This is a genomic window from Actinoallomurus sp. CA-150999 (assembly GCF_050942425.1).
GTDB lineage: Bacteria > Actinomycetota > Actinomycetes > Streptosporangiales > Streptosporangiaceae > Actinoallomurus.
Genome location: NZ_CP192063.1, coordinates 5,048,361 through 5,069,669, shown reverse-complemented (window position 1 = coordinate 5,069,669; position 21,309 = coordinate 5,048,361). Strand labels below are relative to the sequence as shown.

Sequence of the window (21,309 nt, the reverse complement as noted above, 5' to 3'; positions counted from 1 at the left end):
AAGAAGCGTCCATTCGCCGGGAGCCGACCGCCATCGCCTCCATGATCGCATCCACGCCGTCCCCCGTCGCGGAGGGCGATGAACCCGCGCAGCGGCACCGCCGCTCCGGCAGCGGCGTGTTTCGCGTTGACTCATCCGATGTCTGGCTCATAATGCAGTCAGAGATCCTGCAAAGGTTTTCACGCATGCCGGTCCGACCGGCATGCGAGAGAACGGCGAGCCGTTCCCATCCCCTGGGTGACACGCGCCCCGCGGTGTCGCTGAAGCGGCACGCCCCCGCCCAGACATAGGAGGACTGGATGAGACGGCGGAGGCTTGGAACAACCCTGTTCGCGCTCGTGACGGCGATGTGCGCGACCGCGGCGAGCGCGCACGCGGCGGGAGGCGTCGCGGCCGATCAGCTGCTGTCGCTGAACCGGCCCGTGACGGCGTCCTCGTCCGGCGGCTGCTGCGCCGCGAAGAACGCCGTGGACGGCGACTCGTCGACACGGTGGGCCAGCGCCTCGGGCAAGGATCCCCAGTGGATCTACGTCGACCTCGGCGCGGTCGCCCACATCAGCCGGGTGCGCCTGCAGTGGGACGCCTCGTGCGCCGCCGCGTACGAGATCGACACGTCGAACGACCAGGCGACCTGGACGCGCATCTACTCGACGACCAGCGGCAAGGGCGGCGTCGAGGACCTGACATCGCTCGACGGCACGGGGCGATACGTGCGGGTGTACGGTTCAAAGCGGTGTCGCAGCGACTCCTCTCACGGGTACTCGCTGCAGGAGTACGGCGTCTACGGCACCATCGGCGGTGACACGACGCCACCGGCCCCGCCGGGCACCCCCACCCTCGTCGGCGACACGCCGAACAGCGCGACCATCCGCTGGACCGCCTCCACCGATGACACCGGCGTGACCGGCTACGACGTCTACCATGACGGCCAGCTGTGCGCGAGCGTCGACGGTTCGACGCTGACCGGCACCTGCGGCGGCCTGAACCCCAACACGGCGTACGGCTTCTACGTGAACGCCCGCGACGCGGCCGGCAACGTCTCCCAGCCGAGCGGCACGCTGTCGGTGACGACGCCTCCGTCCGACGACCACACGCCGCCGACCGCGCCGGCCGACGTGCACACCACCGCGGTGACCGGCACCGGCATCGACCTGGCCTGGACCGCCTCGACCGACAACGTGGGCGTCGCCGGTTACCGCGTCTACGACGTGACCGGCGGAACCCGAACGCGGATCGGCGCGTCGGACGCGGACACCCCGCGCGCGACCGTGGACGGCCTGACGCCGAACACCACCTACCACCTGCAGGTGACGGCGTACGACGGCAACGGCAACGAGAGTGACGGCAGCACGCCGGTCCTGGACGTCACGACCTCCGGTAGCTCGCAGTGCACCCCCGCTGAGGGCGTCTGCGTGGTGACCCAGGTCGGCACGGACGACGACGTCGTCTGGGGTCTGGTCACCCTGCCCGACGGCACGATCCTGTTCAACGAACGCGACGCGCACTCCATCGTCCACCTCGACCCCAGGACCGGGGCGAAGAAGACGATCGGCACGGTCCCGAACGTGCAGAGCACCGACGGCGAGGGCGGCCTGACCGGGCTGGAGATCAACCCGGTGAGCTTCTCCTCCGACCACTGGCTCTACATCATGCACACCTCGCCGTCGGACAACCGGATCGTGCGGATCAAGTACGACCCGTCCGCGGACGCGCTGCAGACCGGCACCGAGCAGGTTCTCGTCTCCGGCATCCAGCGCAACAAGTTCCACGACGGCGGCCGGCTGCGCTTCAGCCCCGACGGCAAGTACCTGTTCGCCGGCACCGGTGACGCGCAGAACGGCGACAACGCCCAGAACACCAGCAGCCTCAACGGCAAGGTCCTCCGGATCGACCCGGACGGCTCGATCCCGGCGGACAACCCGTTCCACAACGCCGTGTGGAGCTACGGCCACCGCAACGTGCAGGGCCTGGCGTTCGACGCGCAGGGGCGCCTGTGGGAGCAGGAGTTCGGCAACAGCGTCATGGACGAGACGAACCTCATCACGAAGGGCGGGAACTACGGCTGGCCGTCCTGCGAGGGCACGTCCGGCACCTGCGGAACGTCCGGGTTCATCGCGCCCAAGCACACGTATCCGGTGGCCGACGGCTCCTGCAGCGGCATCACGATCGTCCGCGGCTACCTGTACGTCGCGTGCGAGCGCGGCACGCGCCTCTACCGCGAGCAGATCAGCGGGAGCGACCTGACCAACGTCAAGGAGTACCTGAACGGCGCCCACGGGCGGCTGCGCACCGTCGAGCCGGCGCCGGACGGCGGCATCTGGCTGGCCACCTCCAACGGCGGCGACAAGGACAGCACCGCGCACAACAGCGACAACCAGATCTTCCACGTCTCGGTGTCCTGACAGGCAGCGCGGCGGTCGGCGGAAGCGCCCGCCGGCCGCCGCGCGACCGCCCTGACAGGCGTCGGTGACGCCGCTCGACCCGGGCTCGTACCCGCGGCCCACGGTCGATCAGGCCGGTCCCAGGTCGGCCAGGCCGGTGCGCGTGCCCGTGACGTCCTCACCGACCGCCGCCACCGCGCCGCTCAGGCGCGCCCCGGCCCGCACGCGTGCGCCGGGGAGAACCACCGACCGATCCACCTCCGCCCCCGGCTCCAGGACACACCCGGGGTACAGCAGACTGGACCGTACGACCGCGCCGGGCGGCACGTCGGCACCCGCCCCGACGAGGCTGCGCAGGTGGGGGACGAAGCGAGGCGGCGCGTCGGCCAGCGTGCGCGGGAGAGTCTCCGGCGGCAGCGGGAACGGACGGTCGAGCAACCGCATCTGCTCCAGGTGGTAGCGCTCCACGGTGCCGATGTCGGCCCAGTATCCGGAGATCGGATGGGCCAGGACACGACGTCCCTCCCCGATCATCACGGGCAGGACGTCCCGGCTGATGTCGTGCCGCCAGCCGTTCTCGCCGAGCGCGGCGAGCGAGGTGAGCACCTCCTCCAGCACGTCCGCCCGGAACAGGCAGAACGCGGTGAACACCAGGTCCGACGTCGGCTCGGCGGGCTTCTCGACCAGGCGGCGCACGCGCAGGTCCGCGTCGACGTCCACCATGCCGAACAGGTGGACGAAGCGCCGTTCGATGCGCTGCACCCCGATGGTCGCGTCGGCGCCGGCCGCGCGGTGCGCCGCGACCATCGGCCCGTAGTCGAAGACGTAGACGTGATCGGCGTGCTGCACCAGGACGTCTCTCGCGCCGGGCGCGAACAGGTACTCGGCGTTGTTCAGGAGGGCGTCGGCGGTGCCGGACTCGGCGGGCCGGGGCGGCAGCGGGGCACCGGCCGCGAGATCGCCCGAGCGTACGAGTTCGTCATGGGGGCCGAAGTTCACCCGGACTCCCCTGCCGTCCCAGTGCGACGTGAGATGGTCGATCAGGTCCCGCTCCCGATGCAGGGACAGCAGCACCACCTCGGGCACCCCGGAGCGGGCCGCGTTCGCGACGCTGAAGTCGACCAGACGGCAGGACGCGGCGTACGGGACGAGCGGCTTGCACATGGCGTCGGTCAGCCGGCCCATCCGCTCGCCGAGACCACCGGCGAGCAGCGCCGCGCGCACGTCCTGCAGGGTCATCGGGTCCTCCTCCGGAAGTGAGACGGCCGGTCCGTCACCATGTGCGCCCCTGCGGGCGGGCCCGCGGCAGCAGCTCGCGCAGGAGCCGTGCCGAGACGCCCACGCTCTGCTCCCGGGGCAGCAGGGCGTCCTCGTGCTCGACGTACAGCACGCCGTGGAAGTCCTCGTCGAGCAGCGCGGAGACGATCGCCGGCCAGGGCAGCCCGCCGGTGCCGAGGGCGCGGAACCGGATCGGCGGCCCTGGACCGTACCGGGACCAGCCCGCTCCGCGCGGCGCCTCGGCGCCCTTCCAGACCTGCAGGTCCTTCGCGTGAGCGGCGCCGAGGTCGGTGCCCCAACCGCGGACCGCGTCCACCGGGTCGTGTCCCGTGGCGGCGAGGTTGGCCGGGTCGACGCAGAGCCGGACCGCGGCGCGCGGCTCCGCCCGCGCCGCCGCGTCGAGCAGGTGCCGGGCGCTGGCCCGGTCGTAGGCGACCTGTTTGGGATGCGGTTCGACCAGCAGTGTCACGCCGTGCTCGGCGGCCAGCCTCAGGACCGGCCGTGCCCGCTCGCACCAGTCGGTGACGTTGTCGGCCCAGCTCACGGTGCTGTGCCACCAGGAGAGCCAGCGGGCGACGTCCGGGACGCCGAACATCAGCCGGGCGTGGGGCGCGCCCAGGTCGGCGGCGAGCCGGACCGTGTCGAGGGCGTGCCGCAGGGCGTGCTCGCGCTTGGCCTGCTCGGAGCCGTCGAGTACGGGATCGGTGTGCGGGCCGTGCGGGCCGAGCAGCAGCTGGGTGTCCCGGCTGTTGCTCACGCAGCCGACGCGCCCGCCCGCGAGCGCGGCGCGCAGTTCCGCGCGGTAGGCCTCGTCCCGGGACCAGCGCGCCAGATCCAGCAGGCCCGAGGTGGTGTCGGTGGGCAGGTCCACGGCGTCCGCCTCGACCAGCGTGGCCTGCTCGAGCGCCGCGGCGAGCCCGGAACCGCCCCAGGCCGCCAGGCACAGTCCGACGCGCACCTGCGGGTCGCCGGCCTCCGGGGGCGGCGGTGCGGGGTTCGGCCGGGCGCGGCGCGGCGCCGGGTCCAGGTCGATGAGCCAGGTGGCGCCGCCGGCCGGCCCGTCCGGCGGGTGGACCCGGCCGTCCCGAACGTGGTTCCGGAGCGCGGCGTGCACGGACGCCACCGGTTCGGTGACCGGGACGACCTCGGCCGCCGACAGCTCGGAGCGCAGCCTCCGGGTGAGTTCGGTCAGCAGCGGGGGGCAGCCGCGCAGCACACCGCCGCCGGCGGCGACGGACCAGTGGCCGGTGAGGCCGGCCCGGTCGCGGGCGGCGCGCACGCCCAGGACGAGCTCGTCGAGCGCGGCGGACACCAGCGCGGCCGCGGGACCGTCGCCGTCCAGCCAGGCGTCGCACACGGCCGGCGCGAGGGCGGCCACCGCGGCCTTGGGGAACGCCTCGGCGGCGAGCCGGCGGGCCAGTTCGGCCGGGGCCGCCCCGTGCCGGTCGGCCAGCCGGGCGGCGATCGCGGTCGCCGGGCCCCGGCCGTCCTCGGCGCGGACGGCGGCGCGGAGCCCGGCCAGCCCGAGGTCGAAGGCGCTGCCCTCGTCGCTGCCCAGGTACTCACAGCCGCCCACCCGCGTCAGGGCGGCACGGTCACCGGCGGCGATGAATCCCGACCCGGTGCCGCACACCAGCGCGACGCCCCGGCCGTCGAGAGGCGGGGCGACGAGCCAGGGCAGGGCGTCGTTGGACAGCAGCAGCCGGCCGTGCACGCCCGCCTCGCGGGCGAGCGCGCGCAGGCGGTCCGGTTCCCCGCCCGGGTCGGCGAGGTCCACGGTCGCGGTGGCGATCCACCCGGTTCCCGGCCGGCCGTCCAGTGCGGCGGCGACCTCGCCGAACAGGGCGCGCAGGGTCCGGTCGGCCGCGTCGGCGCCGACGGACGCGGGATTGACCGGCCCGTACGTCCGGACGACGCCCGTCGAGATGATCGCCGAGGTGGTGCTGCCGCCGGCGTCGACCGCCCACAGCGCCGTCATCGGCGGCCCGCCGGGACGTCCTCCGCGACGTTGCGCAGGAGGGCGGCCCGCACCTCGTCCTCGGTGACGTCATCGGCGATGAGGGTGGTGCCCAGCTCGACCGGGAGCACGAAACGCAGGCTGCCGTCCCGGATCTCACGGATCTTGTCCAGTGCGGCCAGCACGTCCTCGACGGGCGGTACGGACCGGAGCTGTTCCAGGCGGACCGGCAGGCCGAGGCCGGTCAGCAGCCGGGTGATCCGGTCGGCGAGGGCCGGGGCGAGGAGGCCGCGGGCCCGGGAGATGTCGACGGCGATGGCCATCCCGAAGGCCACCGCCTCACCGTGCAGCACCGGGCCGTACCCGGTGGTCGTCTCCACGGCGTGCCCGACGGTGTGCCCGAAGTTCAGCGGGCGGCGCAGGTCGACCTCATAAGGGTCGCGTCCGACGAGTTCGCACTTGATGGTGCTGGCCGCGCGGACCAGCGTCTCGGATGGCCGGGGACTGCATCGCACCAGTTCATCGGCGTTCTGCTCGATGAACTGGAACAGTTCCGGGGAGGCGATGACCGCTTTTTTCACGACCTCGGCGAGACCCGCGCGCGCCTGCCGCGGGTCGAGCGTCTCGAGGAACTCCAGGCACGAGATGACGGCGCGTGGCTGGTAGAACGCGCCGACCAGGTTCTTGGCGGCGTTGTGGTCGACCGCGACCTTTCCGCCGAGCCCCGCGTCGACCTGGGCGAGGAGGGTGGTGGGGACGTTGACGTAGGGCACGCCGCGCATGTACGCGCTGGCCACCCAGCCGACCGTATCCATGATCATTCCGCCGCCGAGCGCGACCACGACGTCCCGCCGCGCCAGGCCGAGCTGGGCCAGCCAGTCGATGAGCAGGTAGGCGGTGTCGAGGCTCTTGCTGCGCTCCCCCGGCGGGATGGCGATGCTGCCGAGCAGTCTCCCGCGTTCGCCGAGGGCGCCGGTGATCCGGTATGCGGGAAGCGAGGCGACGGTCCGCTCGGTGATCACCGCGGCGCGGCGGCCGTCGAGTTCGGCGAGGAGCGCCTCGGTGGCCGCCGACGAATCACGCACGACGTGGATGCGGTAGGTGTCCTCTCGGTTGATTTTCAGCTCAATGGCCGACGGATTCGTGGACAACGGGATGCGATCACGAACGACATAGCCGCTTTCGGCCATCTTCCTCCTTACCGAGATCAACCAAATGAGTCGGGTTTACCCCCGAATCAGATTCGGTAACCCCCTAAGTCACCATGTTTGTCAAATGGGAGATTTGCCAATGATGTGGGTCGATGCGTACATCTGAGGGCGCCGGCCGGAACGCCGAGCGGGTGAGATCTCCGGCGGATGCGACATGCTCCGCTCGCAACGGGCCGGCCGCCGCGCGGGTCGACGGATCCGCCCGGCGCGAGGCCCGCCCATGCTGACGATGGTGGTCGGCAGCGGTTATCTCGGCGGGCGCATCGGCGCCCGGATCCGCGCGCTCGGCGGCAGGGCGGTCCTGTGCTCCAGACGACCGCCGACGGCCCGGTCCTCGACGGGCATGGAATGGCGAGAGCTGGACGTACGCGATCCCTGGGCCTGCCGGGACGCCTTCCGCCTCGTCGCGCCGGACGCCGTCGTCGTCGTGCACGGCCCCTCCGACATCACCTGGTGCGAGCGGCATCCCGAGGAGGCGATGGCCGCGCACGGCGACGGCGCGGCCAACCTCGCGGAGGCCCTCGGGAGACGTCCCGTCCTGCTGATCTCGACGGACAACGTCTTCGCCGGCACCCGGCACAGCCACCGCGAGTCCGACGAGGTCGCGCCCGCCAACGCGTACGGCCGCGCCAAGCTGGCCGCCGAACGGACCCTGCTGGACACCGGCTCCGCCCTGGTGCTGCGCGTCAGCCTCGTCTACGGCTGGGACCCCGACGGCCACCGGCCCAACTACTTCACGACCTGCGTCCGCAGGCTCCGGGCGGGGCTTCCGGTGGAGGCCCCGCCCGACCACTGGAACACCCCGGTGCTCGTCGACGACGTCGCCGCCTGGTCGGCCGAGCTCGTGCGGACCCGGCGGACGGGTGTGCTGCACCTGGCCGGGCCCGATCGCCTCTCGCGGTACGCGTGGGCCGGCCGGATCGCCCGGGGCCTCGGGCTGGACGAGAGCCTGATCCGTCCGGTCCGCAAGGCGGGTACGGCCTACGCCTGCCGCCCGGCCAATGCCTGCCTGCACAGCGAGTACGCGGCCGACCTGCCGGAGCTGGCCGGCCTGTGGCCGGTGGACGTCGACGAGGGCACCCGCCGGCTGGCCGGGCGTGCGCTCTCCCCCGAAACACCCTTCACCGTCCCCGCCCCCCGATCCGTGGAGGAGTGAGAGTGAGCAAGCGGGTCTTCCTCGCCAGCAAACGCGCGGTGGTCAGCTACGCCCCCGAGCCGGAGACCGGGCGGCTGCGCGCGTGGCTGGCCCCGGGCGGCACCGGCAACGTGGTCGCCGAGCAGGCCGGGTACCTGGACGTGGCGTGGATCGTGAGCGCGGACAGCGACGACGACCACCGGGCGGCGATCGAGAACCCGGACGGCATGAGCATCGAGCTGCCGTCGGGCCGCACGGTACGGCTCCACCAGCTGCGCCACGACCGCGACGCCTTCCGGACCGTGCAGAACTTCTTCACCGCCGAGCTGATGTGGGCCGGGAACAACTACGGTTGGGACCGCTGGACCCAGCCGTCCTTCGGCGAGGAGACCCGGCAGGCGTGGGAGCGGTTCGGGGAGTTCACCGAGGACTTCGCGGGTGAACTGCTGCGGCGCTCCGCGGACGAGCCCGACCCGGTCTTCCTCGTCCACGACTACCAGCTCGTCCGTGTCCCCGAACGGCTCCGGGCCCGGCGCCCGGACGCGCCGATCCTGCTGTTCGTGCACATTCCCTGGCCGTCCGCGGACTACTGGCGGATCCTCCCCCGGACGATCCGGACCGGCGTGCTGGAGGGCATGCTCGCGGCCGACACCATCGGGTTCTTCGCCCACCGCTGGACGGCCAACTTCCTGGCCTGCGTGGCCGACCTCCTGCCCGACGCCGAGGTCGACACGGACGCCTGCACCGTACGGCGCGCCGGCCACCTGACCAAGGTGCGCACCCAGCCTCTCGGGTACAGCCCGGAGACGCTGCACCGCCGTGACGCGCGGCTGCCCGCGGGCATCGCCGAATGGGCCGGCGACCGCCCGCTCGTCGTGCACTCCGGCCGCACCGACCCGATCAAGAACGGCGAGCGCGCTGTCCAGGCCTTCGTGCTGGCCGTCCAGCGGAACGAGCGCCTGCGCGGGACCCGGATGCTCGTGCGGATGAACCCGAACCGCCTGTACGTCACGGCCAACGCCGAGTACCAGAGACGGGTGGAGCAGGCCGTCGCCGAGGCCAACGCCACGCTGGGAGCCGACACGGTACGCACGCACTGCGACAACGAGGTCGGCCACACCTTCGGCTGCTTCGAACGGGCCGACCTGCTGATCTTCAACTCCACGGTGGACGGCCAGAACCTCAGCGTCTTCGAGGCGCCCCTGGTGAACGAGCGGGACGCCGACGTCGTGCTGTCGGAGATGGCCGGCGCGGCCGAGATCCTCGCCCCGGTGTGCCGCACGGTCAACCCCTACGACCTGATCGAGCAGGCCGAGGCGATCGCCGCCGGGCTGCTGGCCGACCCGAAGGAACGGGCCGAGGCGGCGGAGCGGCGGCGCGAGACCGCCCGGCCGTGGACCCTGGAGTCCTGGGTCACCGCGCAGCTGGCCAGTCTGGACGTCGGGTGATGGACGCCGGCTCCGACCCGCAGGCGTTCGCCTACTACGAGCTGGGCGACGTCCATCTGGTCCGCGGCGAGGGCGTGCGCGTCTGGGACGCGGACGGCCGGGAGTATCTCGACTGCGTGTCCGGGACGTTCAACCTCGTGCTGGGGCACAACCACCCGGCCGTGCTGGCGGCGGTCCGGGACCAGCTCGGCGACCTGGTGTTCGCCAGCTCCTCGTTCCGTACGACGCCGACCGACCAGGTCATGGAGCTGCTCGTCGAGCTGAGCCCGCCGGCGCTGACCCGCGTGAACCTGCGCAGTTCCGGCGGCTCCACCGCCAACGAGGGCGCCATCAAGATCGCCCAGTGGATCACCGGCAAACGGGACGTCATCGTGCCGTTCCGCGGGCACGTCGGCCAGAGCGTCGCCGCCACCAGCTACAACGGGACGTCGCGGATGCGGGCGCCGTTCCCGTACCACCTGCCCGGGGCGGTGCACGTGCCCGAGCCGTACTGCTTCCGCTGCTTCTACCGGCAGACTCCGGACACCTGCGGCATGTGGTGCGTGGACCGGATCGAGGACTTCATCACCTACGCCAGCTCGGGCAGCGTCGCGGCGATGATCATCGAGCCGATCAGCGGGGTGGGCGGCAACGTCGTCCCGCCCCCGGGCTACCTCCGGCGGCTCAAGGAGTTCTGCGAGGAACGCGACATCATCCTGATCTTCGACGAGAACCAGACGGGACTGGGCCGGACCGGCCGGCTGTTCGCGGCCGAGCACTTCGGCGTGACCCCGCACATGATGACGCTGTCCAAGGGGCTGACCGGCAGCGGTTTCCCCCTCGCCGCGATCCTCACCGAGGAACGCCTCGTGGGCATGCCGCGCTCGATGCACGGGTTCACCTACGGCAGCCACACCCTGTCCGCGGCCGCCGCCGTCGCGACCCTGAACGAGGTGCGCCGCCCGGAGTTCCTCGCCGGCGTGCGCGCGACCGGGACCGTGCTGCTGGAGCGGCTACGGGCGCTCCGCTCGGACTTCCCCTGCGTGGGCGACGTGCGCGGCGTCGGCCTCATGCTGGGAGTCGAGCTGGTCGAGCCCGACGGCGCCCGCTCCCCCCGGCTGGCCACCGCGCTCAACAAGGCCCTCACCGACCGGGCGGTGATCACGCGGGTGTCCGAGCACGGCCAGGGCAACGTGATAGAGCTGCGGCCGCCGCTGGTGCTGACGGCCGAGGACGCCGGCCTGATCGCCGACCGCTTCGGCGAGGCGCTGGAGACACTGCGGCCGTGAGCGGCGCATCGGACACCGCGGCGCGGGGAGCGGCGCCGCTGAGCGTGGAGCTGACGAGCTCCGGGCCACGGCTGTCCCGCGCCCGGCCCCGCCGCCCGGACACACCGGAGGCGGTGCTCGTCGAACCGGCACTGATCGGGATCTGCAACTCCGACCTGAAAGAGATCGCCGGCCGGCGGCCGGGGCCGAGCCAGTTCGGCCACGAGCTGGTCGGCGTGGTGGCGCGCAGTTCGACTCCCCGCCTGCCGGTCGGCGCCCGCGTCTGCCTCGATCCGAACGTTCCGGTGCTGCGGAGCACCGGCTTCGCGCGCTCGATGTGGGCGGGTGGGGACGGCGACGCGCTGGTACGGGCCCTGCCGCCGGCCCCGGCCGGGGTCGGGGAACGCCGCCTGGTCTTCGCCGAGCCGCTCGCGTGCGCCGCGCACTGCCTCACCATGATCAGCCGCCATCTCGGCGGCTCCGACCTTCGCGGCGCGACCGTCTGTGTCCTGGGCGCGGGAACGGCCGGCGTGCTCATCGCCCGGCTGGCCGAGGCCGCCGGCGCCCGCGTCCTGATCGTGAACGGTGCCGCCGACCGGCTGGCCTTCCTCGCCGCGCGGCGGATGCTCCCCAAGACCGGCGGCGCGCCCCTGGGCGAGACGTCCTCCGACGCCCACGACATCGTGGTGGTCGCCACCAGCTTCGTGCTGCCGGAACTTCTGGAGCACGCGCTGCGGCTGGCGCACCGCCACGGGCTCGTCATGCTCTACGGCGGCACCGCCGCGGGCGACCGGCTGCCCGGTCTGGCCTGCGACCTGGACCGCCTGCGGCGGGGCGAGCGGGTTCAGGCGGCGGAGTGGCGCGGCAAACCGGTCCAGGTCGGAGGAAGCTACGGAACGACGCCCGACGACTTCCGGCGCGCGCTGCGGGCGCTGTCCGACTCCCCGGACGGGCTGGGCGTCGAGCGGCTGATCATCGCCGAGGTGTCCCTGTCCGAGCTGCCGGCCACTCTGAGCCGACTCGCCGCGGAACGGCGATTCGGCAAGGTGCTGGCCCGTCCTTGACCCGCCGTTGCGCGCCACATGGTGCCCATTCGCATCATCTGTGCTCATGCGCCGCACTTGTGGCGGCCAGTCCGGCCGGGCCGGCGGCCGGCGCCGTCAGCGGACCAGCCGGAGCACGGCGGTGAGCCCCCGCGGCGTGCGCACGGACCGCTCGCTGGGCAGCAGGTAGACGGGCAGCCCGGCGCGCACGGCCGCGCCGTCCTTCACCGGGTCGTCCCCGACGTACAGCACGCGGTCCGGGGAGACGCCCAGCCGCTCGCAGGCCACGGCGAACAGCGCGGGATCCGGCTTGGCCATCCCGTGCTCGCAGGACAGCACCACGGTGTGCAGCGACTCCAGCGCGCCCACCCGCGCGAACGCCGGCCGGATGTCCCAGCCGATGTTGCTGAGCACCCCGGTGCGGACGCCGGAGTCCCGCAGGGCGCGCAGCACCGGCACGGTGTCCGGGTACGGCAGCCACGCCTCCGGGGCGGTCAGGCACGCGTAGAGCGCCGCGACCAGGTCGGGCCCGAACGGCCCGGCCTCGGCGATCAACCTGGTCCACACCGCCCGGTGCGCCTCCGGGGAAAGGTCGCTTCCCTCCCGCGCCGCGAAGCCCTCGGGCGAGTCGACGTGGCGCAGGGTCCGCCGGATGACGTCGGCGGCCATGACCTGGTCGAGTTCGACGCCGTGGCGGGCGGCCGTCGCGACGAGGGCCGCCGGGTCCAGCACCCCGGTGTCGTCGAACAGCGTGCCGGAAAAGTCGAACAGAACAGCTTCCACGCGGGCGTCCGCCAGTTCGTCCACGGCGACAGCATAGGGGCGGCGGCCCGCAGGCACCTCGGCCCCCTCCAGCCTCAGTGGCCACGGCTGAGACCGAGGATCGGACCGGCCTACGTATACGTAGGCGGCGGTTCGGGTACCCACGCAGGTATTTGTCCCACTTCGCAGCCGTCAGATCCGAGGCATTCTTGTAACTGGAAGAGGTACACCACGACCAGCCAGAAGGGGGAGATCCGCAATGTGCCAGCACCGACCGAAGTGCCCGTCCGCGGACGCTCCCGATCACGACGCAGCCCGCCTCGTCACGTACCACGCCGAGCAGGGCTGGGGTCTGCTCTGCAACGGCGTCATCGTCTTCGACGACACCGGCGAGCTGCTGCCCGACGGCCGCAGTGTCCCCATCCACGACGACATGTTCGAACCCGTGGCCGCATAGCCCGCACGCGCCGCCGCGAACGCGCGACGACACGGCCCTCGGCAGGCCCCGAGCCGCCGCGTGAGCCTCGTGACGGAGCCACCCGAACCCCCCGGGTCCCCCCAATGGGCGCCGGAGCCGACATGCCCCCATGTGTCGGCTCCGGCGCCCACTTCGTGCGCCGAAAGCCCTCCTAGCGCGGCCTCTGGCCTCCAGCAGGCGTCGTCATGCGTCCACACGGCCCGGTGATGTTCGCGCGGTCCTCCTGCCGGCGAAGCCACCGAGGCGGAGCAGCGGTGGCACCAGGACGAACAGGGCGACGCCGAGGGCCGCGACCGCGACCATGGCCCCGCGGAGCCCGACGGCGTCGGCCCACAGGCCGACGTAGACCGGGCTGAGAAGGAAGCCCAGGTACGAGACCGTGCCGACGATCGACGTCGCACGGCCCCGGTACGCCTCGTCGACGTCACGCGACACGATGCCGAGGAGGGTCGGGAACAGCACGGCGGTCCCCGCTCCGCCCAGGACGAGCCCCAGCGCGGCCACCAGCAGGGTGGGGGCGGCCGCGATGATCAGCGCTCCGAGTGCGGCGGCGAGCGCGCCGGTCAGGACGACGGTCCGCGCGTGGCCGTCTTTGAGTCCGCCGATCGAGAAGCGTGTGATCGCGACGGTTCCGGCGAAGACGGCAGGGGCCACCGTGGTGAGCCACGCCCCGGCATGCAGTTCGTCCTGGGCGAAGACGGCGCTCCAGCTCTGGTGGGCGTTCTCGCTCGCGAAGGCGAGCGTGCCCAGGACCCCCACGAGAAGCAGGGGAAGGTAACGGGATCGGGCGGTGGACGACGCCTCTGCCGGGCCGGTGCCCGCGTCGGCCTCATCGTGGCCGGCGGTGTTCGGCGGCAGCGTCCGGAGGAGGGCCGCGCCCGCGACGACGGCGACGGCGGCCATCGCGATGAACGGCACGGCGAGCGGCCAGGACGCGGCGGAGGCGGCCCCCGTGCCGAGGCTGGCGAGCACGACGAGGGCGGAGAACGTGCCGTGGGCGTGGGTGATGACCGGCCGTCCGGCGATCTTCTCGGCCCGTCCGGCCACCGCGTTCATGGCCACGTCGGCCGCGCCGCTCGTCGCTCCGGCGACGGCCAGCCCGGCGCACAGGCTCGGCAGGTTCACCGCCGTCAGCGCCAGTACGGCTCCCACAATGCCGAGCAGGGCGATGACGCCGGCGGCGACCTTCAGCCCCCAGCGGTCGAGGGCCCTGCCCACCAGCAGCATGGCCGGAAGAGCGCCCGCGCCGACGAAGAGCAGCGCGAACCCGAGTTCGCCGTCGTCGACCCCGGCCTGGTCCTGCACCCGGGGCACCGAGGCACCCCAGACGCCCCAAAAAGCACCGAAGGCGGCAAATGCCGTGAACGCCGAGAAGACGAGGCTGCGTGGCGAGGCGATGGGAACTCCTTGGACCCGTGGTCGTCAAGATCGCGAGCGACCACGGTATCGAGAGCACACCGGTACCCGCGCCCAGCCGATCCGGACCGGCGCCCGGCGGCCCGATGCCGTCAGGGGTCGGTCCGGATCATGGGCACTGACCAGGAGGACCTCAGGATCCCCTGAGGTCCTCCCTCACTCGGGGTCGTAGGCGAGGTTCGGGCGGAGCCAGCGCTCGACCTCGGCGAGGGGGACGCCGCAGCGCTCGGCGTAGTCCTCGGCCTGGTCACGGCCGATGCGGCCCACGGTGAAGTACCGGGACGCCGGATGGGCGAACACCAGGCCGCTGACGCTCGCCGCCGGGGTCATCGCGAACGATTCGGTCAGGCCCATGCCGATCTCGTCCGAGCCGAGCAGACCGAACAGCGTTCGCTTCTGGCTGTGGTCCGGGCTCGCCGGGTAGCCGAGGGCCGGGCGGATGCCGCGGAAGCGTTCGGCGTGCAGGTCCTCGATGGCCGGGTCGGCGTCCGGCTCGAACCACTCACGCCGCGCCTTCAGGTGCAGGTACTCGGCGAACGCCTCGGCGAGGCGGTCGGCGAGCGCCTTGACCATGATCGCCCGGTAGTCGTCGCCCGCGGCTTCGTACGTCGCGGCCAGTTCCTCGGCGCCGTGGACCGCGACGGCGAAGCCGCCGAGGTGGTCGCCGGAGGGGGCCAGGTAGTCGGCGAGGCAGCGGTTGGGACGCCCCTCGGGCTTGGCGGTCTGCTGGCGCAGCATCGGGAACCGCTCGCCGCCGTCGAGGACGATGTCGTCGCCCTCGGAGTGGGCGGGCCAGAAGGCGTACCGGCCCTGGGCCCGCAGGGAGCCGTCGGCGATGATCTGGTCGAGCAGGGCGTTGGCGTCGTCGAACAGCTCGCGCGCCACCGGCTGTTCCAGGATCGCCGGGTACTTGCCCTTCAGCTCCCAGGCGAGGAACAGGAACTGCCAGTCGATCATCTCGCGGAGCTCGGTCAGCTCCGGTTCGACGGTCCGTACGCCGGTGAAGGCGGGGACGGGCAGGTCGTCGTACGCGACGCGCTCGGGGTTGGCGCGGATCTGCTCGAGGGTGAGCAGGGGGCTGCGCCGACGGGTCTCGTGCTCGGTGCGCAGGCGGTCCTGCTCGGCGCGGTTGCTCGCGTCCAGTTCCTCGGCCCGGTCGGGGTCGAGCAGGTCGGAGACGACGCCGACGACGCGGGAGGCGTCGAGCACGTGGACGGTCGTGCCGTCGTACGCCGGGGCGATCCGGACCGCGGTGTGCTGGCGCGAGGTGGTGGCACCGCCGATCAGCAGCGGCATCTTCAGGCCGCGGCGGTCCATCTCGGCGGCGACGGCGACCATCTCGTCCAGGGACGGGGTGATCAGCCCGGACAGGCCGACGGCGTCGGCGTTCTCGGCGACGGCGGTGTCGAGGATGGTGGCGGCGGGGACCATGACGCCGAGGTCGATGACCTCGTAGTTGTTGCAGCCGAGGACGACGCCGACGATGTTCTTGCCGATGTCGTGCACGTCGCCCTTGACGGTGGCGAGCACGACCTTGCCGTTGCCGCGCTCAGCCTCGGCGCGGCCCTCCAGCCGGGCCTGTTCCTTCTCCGCCTCCATGTACGGCTCGAGGTAGGCGACGGCGCGCTTCATGACCCGGGCGCTCTTGACGACCTGCGGCAGGAACATCTTCCCGGCCCCGAACAGGTCGCCGACGATCTTCATGCCGTCCATCAGCGAACCCTCGATCACGTCGAGGGGCCGGGCGGCCCGCTGCCGGGCCTCCTCGGTGTCCTCCTCGACGAAGTCGACGATGCCGTGGACGAGGGCGTGCGCCAGCCGCTTCTCCACGGGCGCGTCCCGCCAGGACAGGTCCACCGTCCGCTGGGTGCCCTTGCCGTTCACCGTCTCGGCGAAGGCGACGAGCCGGTCGGTGGCGTCGGGGCGCCGGTCGAACAGCACGTCCTCGACGAGTTCGAGCAGGTCGGCGGGGATGTCCTGGTAGACGGCGAGCTGGCCGGCGTTGACGATGCCCATGTCCAGCCCGGCGCGTACGGCGTGGAGCAGGAACGCCGAGTGCATCGCCTCCCGTACGACGTCGTTGCCGCGGAAGGAGAACGACAGGTTGGAGATGCCGCCGCTGGTGCGGGCGCCGGGGCATCGCTCCTTGATCTGCGGGAGCGCGTCGATGAACGCCTTGGCGTAGCCGTTGTGCTCGGCGATGCCGGTGGCGACGGCCAGGACGTTCGGGTCGAAGACGATGTCCTCGGGCGCGAACCCGGCCTCCCGCGTCAGCAGGTCGTACGCTCGGGCGCAGATCGCGACCTTGCGCTCGGTGGTGTCGGCCTGGCCCTGCTCGTCGAAGGCCATGACGACGACGCCGGCGCCGTAGTCGCGGATGCGCCGCGCCTGCGCCAGGAACGGCTCCTCGCCCTCCTTGAGGCTGATGGAGTTGACGACGGCCTTGCCCTGCACGCACTTGAGCCCGGCCTCCAGCACGCTCCACCGCGAGCTGTCGACCATGATCGGGATGCGGGCGACCTCGGGCTCGGTCGCGATCAGGTTGAGGAACGTCGTCATGGCCTGCTCGCTTTCGAGCAGGTCGGCGTCCATGTTGACGTCGAGGATGTTCGCGCCGCCGCGTACCTGCTCCGCGGCGACGTCGACCGCGCCCTGGTAGTCGTCGGCCTCGATGAGGCGCCGGAACCGCGCCGAGCCGGTGACGTTGGTCCGCTCGCCGATCATGACGAAGCCGGTGTCGGGGGCGATCTCGAACGGCTCCAGGCCGCTGAAGCGGGTGCGCCTCTCCGGGGCCGGGACCGGTCGCGGTGTCAGCCCGGTGACGGCGGCGGCGATGCGCGCGATGTGCTCCGGGGACGTGCCGCAGCAACCGCCGACGACGTTGACGGCTCCCCCGTCGGCGAACTCGGCGAGCAGCCCGGCGGTCTCCTCCGGCGTCTGGTCGTAGCCGCCGAACGCGTTGGGCAGGCCGGCGTTGGGATGGCACGCGGTGTAGGTGCCGGCGATCCGGGACAGCTCGGTGACGTGCGGGCGCATCTCCGCGGCGCCGAGCGAGCAGTTCACGCCGACGACGAGCGGCTCGGCGTGCTCGATGGAGTTCCAGAACGCCTCGACCGTCTGGCCGGACAGCGTCCGCCCGCTCAGGTCGACGATCGTCACCGAGATCCACAGCGGCAGGTCCGGGGCGACCTCGCGGGCGGCCGTGATCGCGGCCTTGGCGTTGAGCGTGTCGAAGATCGTCTCGATCAGCAGCAGGTCGACCCCGCCGTCGGCGAGCGCCTGGATCTGCTCGGCGTACGACTCGCGGACCTGGTCGTAGGTCACGGCCCGGTAGGCGGGGTCCTCCACCCGCGGGGACAGCGACAGCGTGACGTTGAGCGGGCCGACCGAGCCGGCGACGAACCGCCCGCCGACCTCGTCGGCGGCCTGGCGCGCGAGCCGCGCGGCCTCCAGGTTCATCTCCCGCACGTGGGACTGCAGCCCGTAGTCGGCCTGGCCGACGCTGGTCGCGGTGAACGTGTTGGTCGTCGTGATGTCGGCGCCGGCGGCGAGGTAGCGCCGGTGCACGTCCAGGATGACGTCCGGGCGGGTCAGGTTGAGCAGGTCGGGGTCGCCGGTGACGTCACGGGGATGGTCGCCGAACCGGTCGCCCCGGTAGTCGGCGGGCGTCAGCCCGGCACCCTGCAGCATGGTGCCCCAGGCGCCGTCGAGGACCGCGATCCGCCGGTCCAGCAGGTCGCGCAGCGCCTGCGTTCGGGCCGCGCGCTCCTGGCCGTCGTGGTTCGCTGATGTGGTCACCGACACCTCCCGTTTACTGGGAGGCGCCCTTGCGAACATCGATGGCGGCCGAGCGTGGCGGGCCTGAGCCCGTTGCAGCGCCTCTCGGCCTATGAGATCGAGCGTATCAAGATCTGACGCCGTGAAAGATGGACACCGGGTTTCGAGGCGGTGCCCGGACGGTGACGCACGCCGAGCCGACCCGGGTGGCCGACTGCTGACAAAGGTATTGACTTGCCAGAAATGGCGACATAAGAACCACTCGACAACGTTGTCATCCGCCCTGATCCCCCGCGAAACGGCGGTCAGAAATGAGACTCCTCCGCCCCCTGCGCGTCCTCCTGCCCTGTCTTCTGGTGGTGGGCGTGCTTCTCCCCGCCCCGGCGAGCGCCGCCACGCTCGTCTCCGACCCGGCCTCCCTCGTCAACCCGCTCCTCGGCACGACCAACGGAGGCAATGACTTCCCCGGCGCCGACGTCCCGTTCGGCATGCTGCAGTGGAGTCCCGACACCGCCAGCCGAGCCCTGGGCGGCGGTTACTCCTACAACAGTTCCACGATCACCGGGTTCAGCCTGACCCACATGGCCGGACCGGGCTGCGGCGCGTACGGTGACGTGCCGATCATGCCCACGACCGGCGCGGTCACCTCCCCCGACTCGGCCAGTTCGGCGTACTCGCACGCGAACGAGTCGGCGTCCCCCGGGTACTACGGCGTGACGCTCGGCAACGGCGTCAAGACCGAGCTGACCACCACGACGCGAGGCGGCGTCGGCCGCTTCACCTTCCCGTCCACCACCCAGGCGAACCTGCTGTTCAAGCTGACCGGCAGCCAGAACGGCGACTCCGCGACGACCTGGCAGACCGTCGGCAACACCGAGGTCGTCGGCTCGGTGACCAGCGGCCGGTTCTGCGGTGCCGGCAACGCCTACACGCTGCACTTCTCGGTGGCCTTCGACCACCCGTTCAGCACCGGGACCTGGCTCGCGTCCGGCGTGCGGGCCGGAGCCGGGCGGCTGGCCCAGAAGTCGACCGCGCACGCCACCCGCACGGCCGTGTCACCGCACGCGGCGGACCGGCCCAACCAGCCCCGCCTGCACGGCACGGCGGGGACCGCGGCGGCACCGCTGGCCGCCCCGAACGGCGGATACCTGACCTTCGACACGACCGCGAACCACGTGGTGACCGCCCGGGTCGGGGTCTCGTACACCTCCGACGCGAACGCGAAGGCGAACCGGGACGGCGAGGTGCCGAACTTCGACTTCGACGGCACCCGTACGGCGGCGCACAACGCCTGGAACACCATGCTCGGCAAGATCCAGACGGCCGGCGGCACCACCGCGCAGCAGCACGTCTTCTACACGTCGCTCTACCACGCGCTGCTGCATCCCAACGTGTTCAGCGACGCGAACGGCCAGTACATGGGGTTCGACAACACCGTGCACACCGCCGCCTCCGGGCACGCGCAGTACGCCAACTACTCCGGCTGGGACATCTACCGCAGCCAAGCCCAGCTCATCGGCATGATCGCGCCGACGCAGGCGAGCGACGTGGCGCAATCGGCGGTCAACGACTACGCGCAGGGCGGTCAGCTGCCGAAGTGGGCGCAGGCCAACGGCGAGTCCTACGTCATGGTCGGCGACCCGGCGGCCTCGATCATCGCCGACATCTACGCCTTCGGCGGCCGGGACTTCGACACGACCGCGGCGAAGAACGCGATGGTCCACCAGGCCACCGTCACGAACAACGACCGGCCCGGCCTGAACTACCTCTCGAGCATCGGCTACCTGCCCAGCGACGGGACGTACGGCTGCTGCAACTACTACGGGTCCGTCTCGACGACCCTGGAGTACGACACGGCCGACTTCGCGCTCGGGGCGTTCGCCGGTGCGCTCGGTGACACGGCGAACCAGAAGAAGTTCGTCGACCGCGCCCAGAACTGGAAGAACCTGCTGAACACCTCCAGCGGCTTCATGCAGCCGCGTACGGCCAGCGGGCCGTGGGCGGGCGGTTTCTCCGCGACGAGCGGCACCGAGATGGTCGAGGGCACGTCGTGGCAGTACACCGGGATGGTGCCCTTCAACGTCCGCGGCCTCGCCGACGCGAAGGGCGGCAACGCCGGGATGGTGAGCTACCTCGACCACGTGCTGGCGGCGTACGACGGCAGCGGCGGCGACCACGCCGACCTCGGCAACGAGCCGAGCGTCGAACTGCCGTGGGAGTACGACTACGTGGGCCGGCCGTGGCGTACGCAGGAGGTCATCCGGAACGTGCAGAACAAGCTGTGGCCGGATTCCCCGACCGGGTGGGGCGTCGGCAACGACGACCTCGGCACGATGAGCGCCTGGTACGTCTGGTCGGCGATGGGGATGTTCCCCGAAACGCCGGGCACGGCCGACCTGGCGCTCGGCAGCCCGCTGTTCACCCAGGTCGTCATCACCCTCAGCACGGGCAACAAACTGACCATCAACGCGCCGCAGGCCGCGACGGATGTGCCGTACGTGCAGAGCGCCACCTGGAACGGCGGCGACTGGAACAACGCCTACCTGCCCGCCTCGGCCGCGACCGGCGGCGGGACGCTCAGCCTGACGCTCGGCACGACGGCGAACACCTCGTGGGCGACCTCCGCCTCGTCGGCTCCCCCGTCCTACCCGGGCACCGGAGGCACGACCACCCGGACCGGCCCGATCACCTCCGGCATCGCCGGGAAGTGCGTCGACGTGGCGAACAGCTCCGCGGCCAACGGCGCGCACGTCCAGATCTACGGCTGCAACAACTCCAACGCGCAGCAGTGGACGGTGCAGGGCGACGGCACGCTGACGGCCTTCGGCAAGTGCCTGGACGTCGACCACAGCGGCACCGCCGACGGCACGAAGGTCCAGCTCTGGGACTGCAACACCTCCGGCGCGCAGCAGTGGACCTACGACACGGCGAACAAGGCACTGACCAACCCGGAATCGGGCAAGTGCCTCGACGATCCGAACAGCAGCACCACGGACGGCACCCAGCTGCAGATCTACGGCTGTAACAAGACCGCCGCCCAGCAGTGGACGCTGCCGGGCTGAGGCACGGAGTGGAGTGCGGGGTGCCCGCCCGCCCCGCACTCCGCGCACGGCGGGGCGCTGTTCGGTGACGGACGGCCCCGCCGGGCGCGGCCAGGGCGTGTCCGGCGGGGCCGT

Annotated in this window: 13 protein-coding genes and 1 riboswitch; of the genes, 7 read left to right on the top strand and 6 right to left on the bottom strand. The window is 72.1% G+C overall.

The features are described 5' to 3' along the window. The first annotated feature begins 299 nt into the window (after positions 1-299). Positions 300-2,402 carry a PQQ-dependent sugar dehydrogenase gene (locus tag ACQP2O_RS23715; protein ID WP_433189076.1) on the top strand — a complete coding sequence of 701 codons (2,103 nt, stop codon included), beginning with the start codon at positions 300-302 and terminating at the stop codon, positions 2,400-2,402. A 108-nt stretch (positions 2,403-2,510) separates the two neighbouring features. Here ACQP2O_RS23715 and ACQP2O_RS23710 read toward each other — a convergent pair whose 3' ends face one another. The 3 genes from ACQP2O_RS23710 to aroB are packed head-to-tail and all read right to left on the bottom strand — an operon-like array spanning position 2,511 to position 6,806. Beyond that, on the bottom strand, positions 2,511-3,620 hold the full coding sequence (locus ACQP2O_RS23710; RefSeq protein WP_433189073.1) for a sugar phosphate nucleotidyltransferase: 1,110 nt from the start codon (positions 3,618-3,620) through the stop codon (positions 2,511-2,513). A gap of 34 nt (positions 3,621-3,654) precedes the next feature. Continuing rightward, a complete protein-coding gene (locus ACQP2O_RS23705; RefSeq protein ID WP_433189070.1) occupies positions 3,655-5,637 on the bottom strand; it encodes a TIM barrel protein in 1,983 nt (660 codons plus the stop codon). Beyond that, the gene (gene aroB / locus ACQP2O_RS23700) at positions 5,634-6,806 is read right to left on the bottom strand and encodes a 3-dehydroquinate synthase (protein WP_433189067.1); all 1,173 of its coding nucleotides are present in this window, start codon (positions 6,804-6,806) and stop codon (positions 5,634-5,636) included. Before aroB ends, ACQP2O_RS23705 begins: the two co-directional genes overlap by 4 nt. Before the next feature lie 241 nt (positions 6,807-7,047). On the opposite strand from aroB, the gene ACQP2O_RS23695 reads away from it, so the two are divergent. The 4 genes from ACQP2O_RS23695 to ACQP2O_RS23680 are packed head-to-tail and all read left to right on the top strand — an operon-like array spanning position 7,048 to position 11,721. Continuing rightward, positions 7,048-7,983, top strand: a complete 936-nt coding sequence (locus tag ACQP2O_RS23695) for an SDR family oxidoreductase (protein WP_433189064.1) — start codon at positions 7,048-7,050, stop codon at positions 7,981-7,983. 2 nt (positions 7,984-7,985) lie between these two features. Continuing rightward, positions 7,986-9,410: a trehalose-6-phosphate synthase gene (locus tag ACQP2O_RS23690; RefSeq protein ID WP_433189061.1), complete on the top strand. Its 1,425-nt coding sequence runs from the start codon at positions 7,986-7,988 to the stop codon at positions 9,408-9,410. After that, entirely contained in the window at positions 9,410-10,678 is a 1,269-nt protein-coding gene (locus tag ACQP2O_RS23685; protein ID WP_433189058.1) for an aspartate aminotransferase family protein, read from the top strand. Before ACQP2O_RS23690 ends, ACQP2O_RS23685 begins: the two co-directional genes overlap by 1 nt. Beyond that, positions 10,675-11,721 carry an alcohol dehydrogenase catalytic domain-containing protein gene (locus ACQP2O_RS23680; protein WP_433189055.1) on the top strand — a complete coding sequence of 349 codons (1,047 nt, stop codon included), beginning with the start codon at positions 10,675-10,677 and terminating at the stop codon, positions 11,719-11,721. The genes ACQP2O_RS23685 and ACQP2O_RS23680 overlap by 4 nt, the downstream gene beginning before the upstream one ends. 96 nt (positions 11,722-11,817) lie before the next feature. On the opposite strand, the gene ACQP2O_RS23675 is transcribed toward ACQP2O_RS23680, so the two are convergent. Continuing rightward, a complete protein-coding gene (locus ACQP2O_RS23675; protein ID WP_433189052.1) occupies positions 11,818-12,507 on the bottom strand; it encodes an HAD family hydrolase in 690 nt (229 codons plus the stop codon). A 214-nt stretch (positions 12,508-12,721) separates the two neighbouring features. On the opposite strand from ACQP2O_RS23675, the gene ACQP2O_RS23670 reads away from it, so the two are divergent. Next, positions 12,722-12,919, top strand: a complete 198-nt coding sequence (locus ACQP2O_RS23670) for a DUF5999 family protein (RefSeq protein WP_360879547.1) — start codon at positions 12,722-12,724, stop codon at positions 12,917-12,919. A 204-nt stretch (positions 12,920-13,123) separates the two neighbouring features. On the opposite strand, the gene ACQP2O_RS23665 is transcribed toward ACQP2O_RS23670, so the two are convergent. Continuing rightward, positions 13,124-14,338: an MFS transporter gene (locus tag ACQP2O_RS23665; RefSeq protein ID WP_433191138.1), complete on the bottom strand. Its 1,215-nt coding sequence runs from the start codon at positions 14,336-14,338 to the stop codon at positions 13,124-13,126. 174 nt (positions 14,339-14,512) lie between these two features. After that, complete coding sequence (gene metH, locus ACQP2O_RS23660; RefSeq protein WP_433189049.1) at positions 14,513-18,154, bottom strand: methionine synthase; 3,642 nt, start codon at positions 18,152-18,154, stop codon at positions 14,513-14,515. Between the two features lie 14 nt (positions 18,155-18,168). Then, positions 18,169-18,246, bottom strand: a riboswitch (S-adenosyl-L-homocysteine riboswitch). A gap of 198 nt (positions 18,247-18,444) precedes the next feature. Between metH and ACQP2O_RS23655 the strand changes: the two genes are divergently transcribed. Then, positions 18,445-21,195 carry a lectin gene (locus tag ACQP2O_RS23655; protein ID WP_433189046.1) on the top strand — a complete coding sequence of 917 codons (2,751 nt, stop codon included), beginning with the start codon at positions 18,445-18,447 and terminating at the stop codon, positions 21,193-21,195. Positions 21,196-21,309 lie beyond the last annotated feature (114 nt).

Excerpts from the sequence above, each read along its gene's own strand:
- ACQP2O_RS23715 (WP_433189076.1), top strand. The coding sequence starts at position 300 with ATGAGACGGCGGAGGCTTGGAACAACCCTGTTCGCGCTCGTGACGGCG.
- ACQP2O_RS23710 (WP_433189073.1), bottom strand. The coding sequence starts at position 3,620 with ATGACCCTGCAGGACGTGCGCGCGGCGCTGCTCGCCGGTGGTCTCGGC.
- ACQP2O_RS23705 (WP_433189070.1), bottom strand. The coding sequence starts at position 5,637 with ATGACGGCGCTGTGGGCGGTCGACGCCGGCGGCAGCACCACCTCGGCG.
- aroB (WP_433189067.1), bottom strand. The coding sequence starts at position 6,806 with ATGGCCGAAAGCGGCTATGTCGTTCGTGATCGCATCCCGTTGTCCACG.
- ACQP2O_RS23695 (WP_433189064.1), top strand. The coding sequence starts at position 7,048 with ATGCTGACGATGGTGGTCGGCAGCGGTTATCTCGGCGGGCGCATCGGC.
- ACQP2O_RS23685 (WP_433189058.1), top strand. The coding sequence starts at position 9,410 with ATGGACGCCGGCTCCGACCCGCAGGCGTTCGCCTACTACGAGCTGGGC.
- ACQP2O_RS23670 (WP_360879547.1), top strand. The coding sequence starts at position 12,722 with ATGTGCCAGCACCGACCGAAGTGCCCGTCCGCGGACGCTCCCGATCAC.
- ACQP2O_RS23655 (WP_433189046.1), top strand. The coding sequence starts at position 18,445 with ATGAGACTCCTCCGCCCCCTGCGCGTCCTCCTGCCCTGTCTTCTGGTG.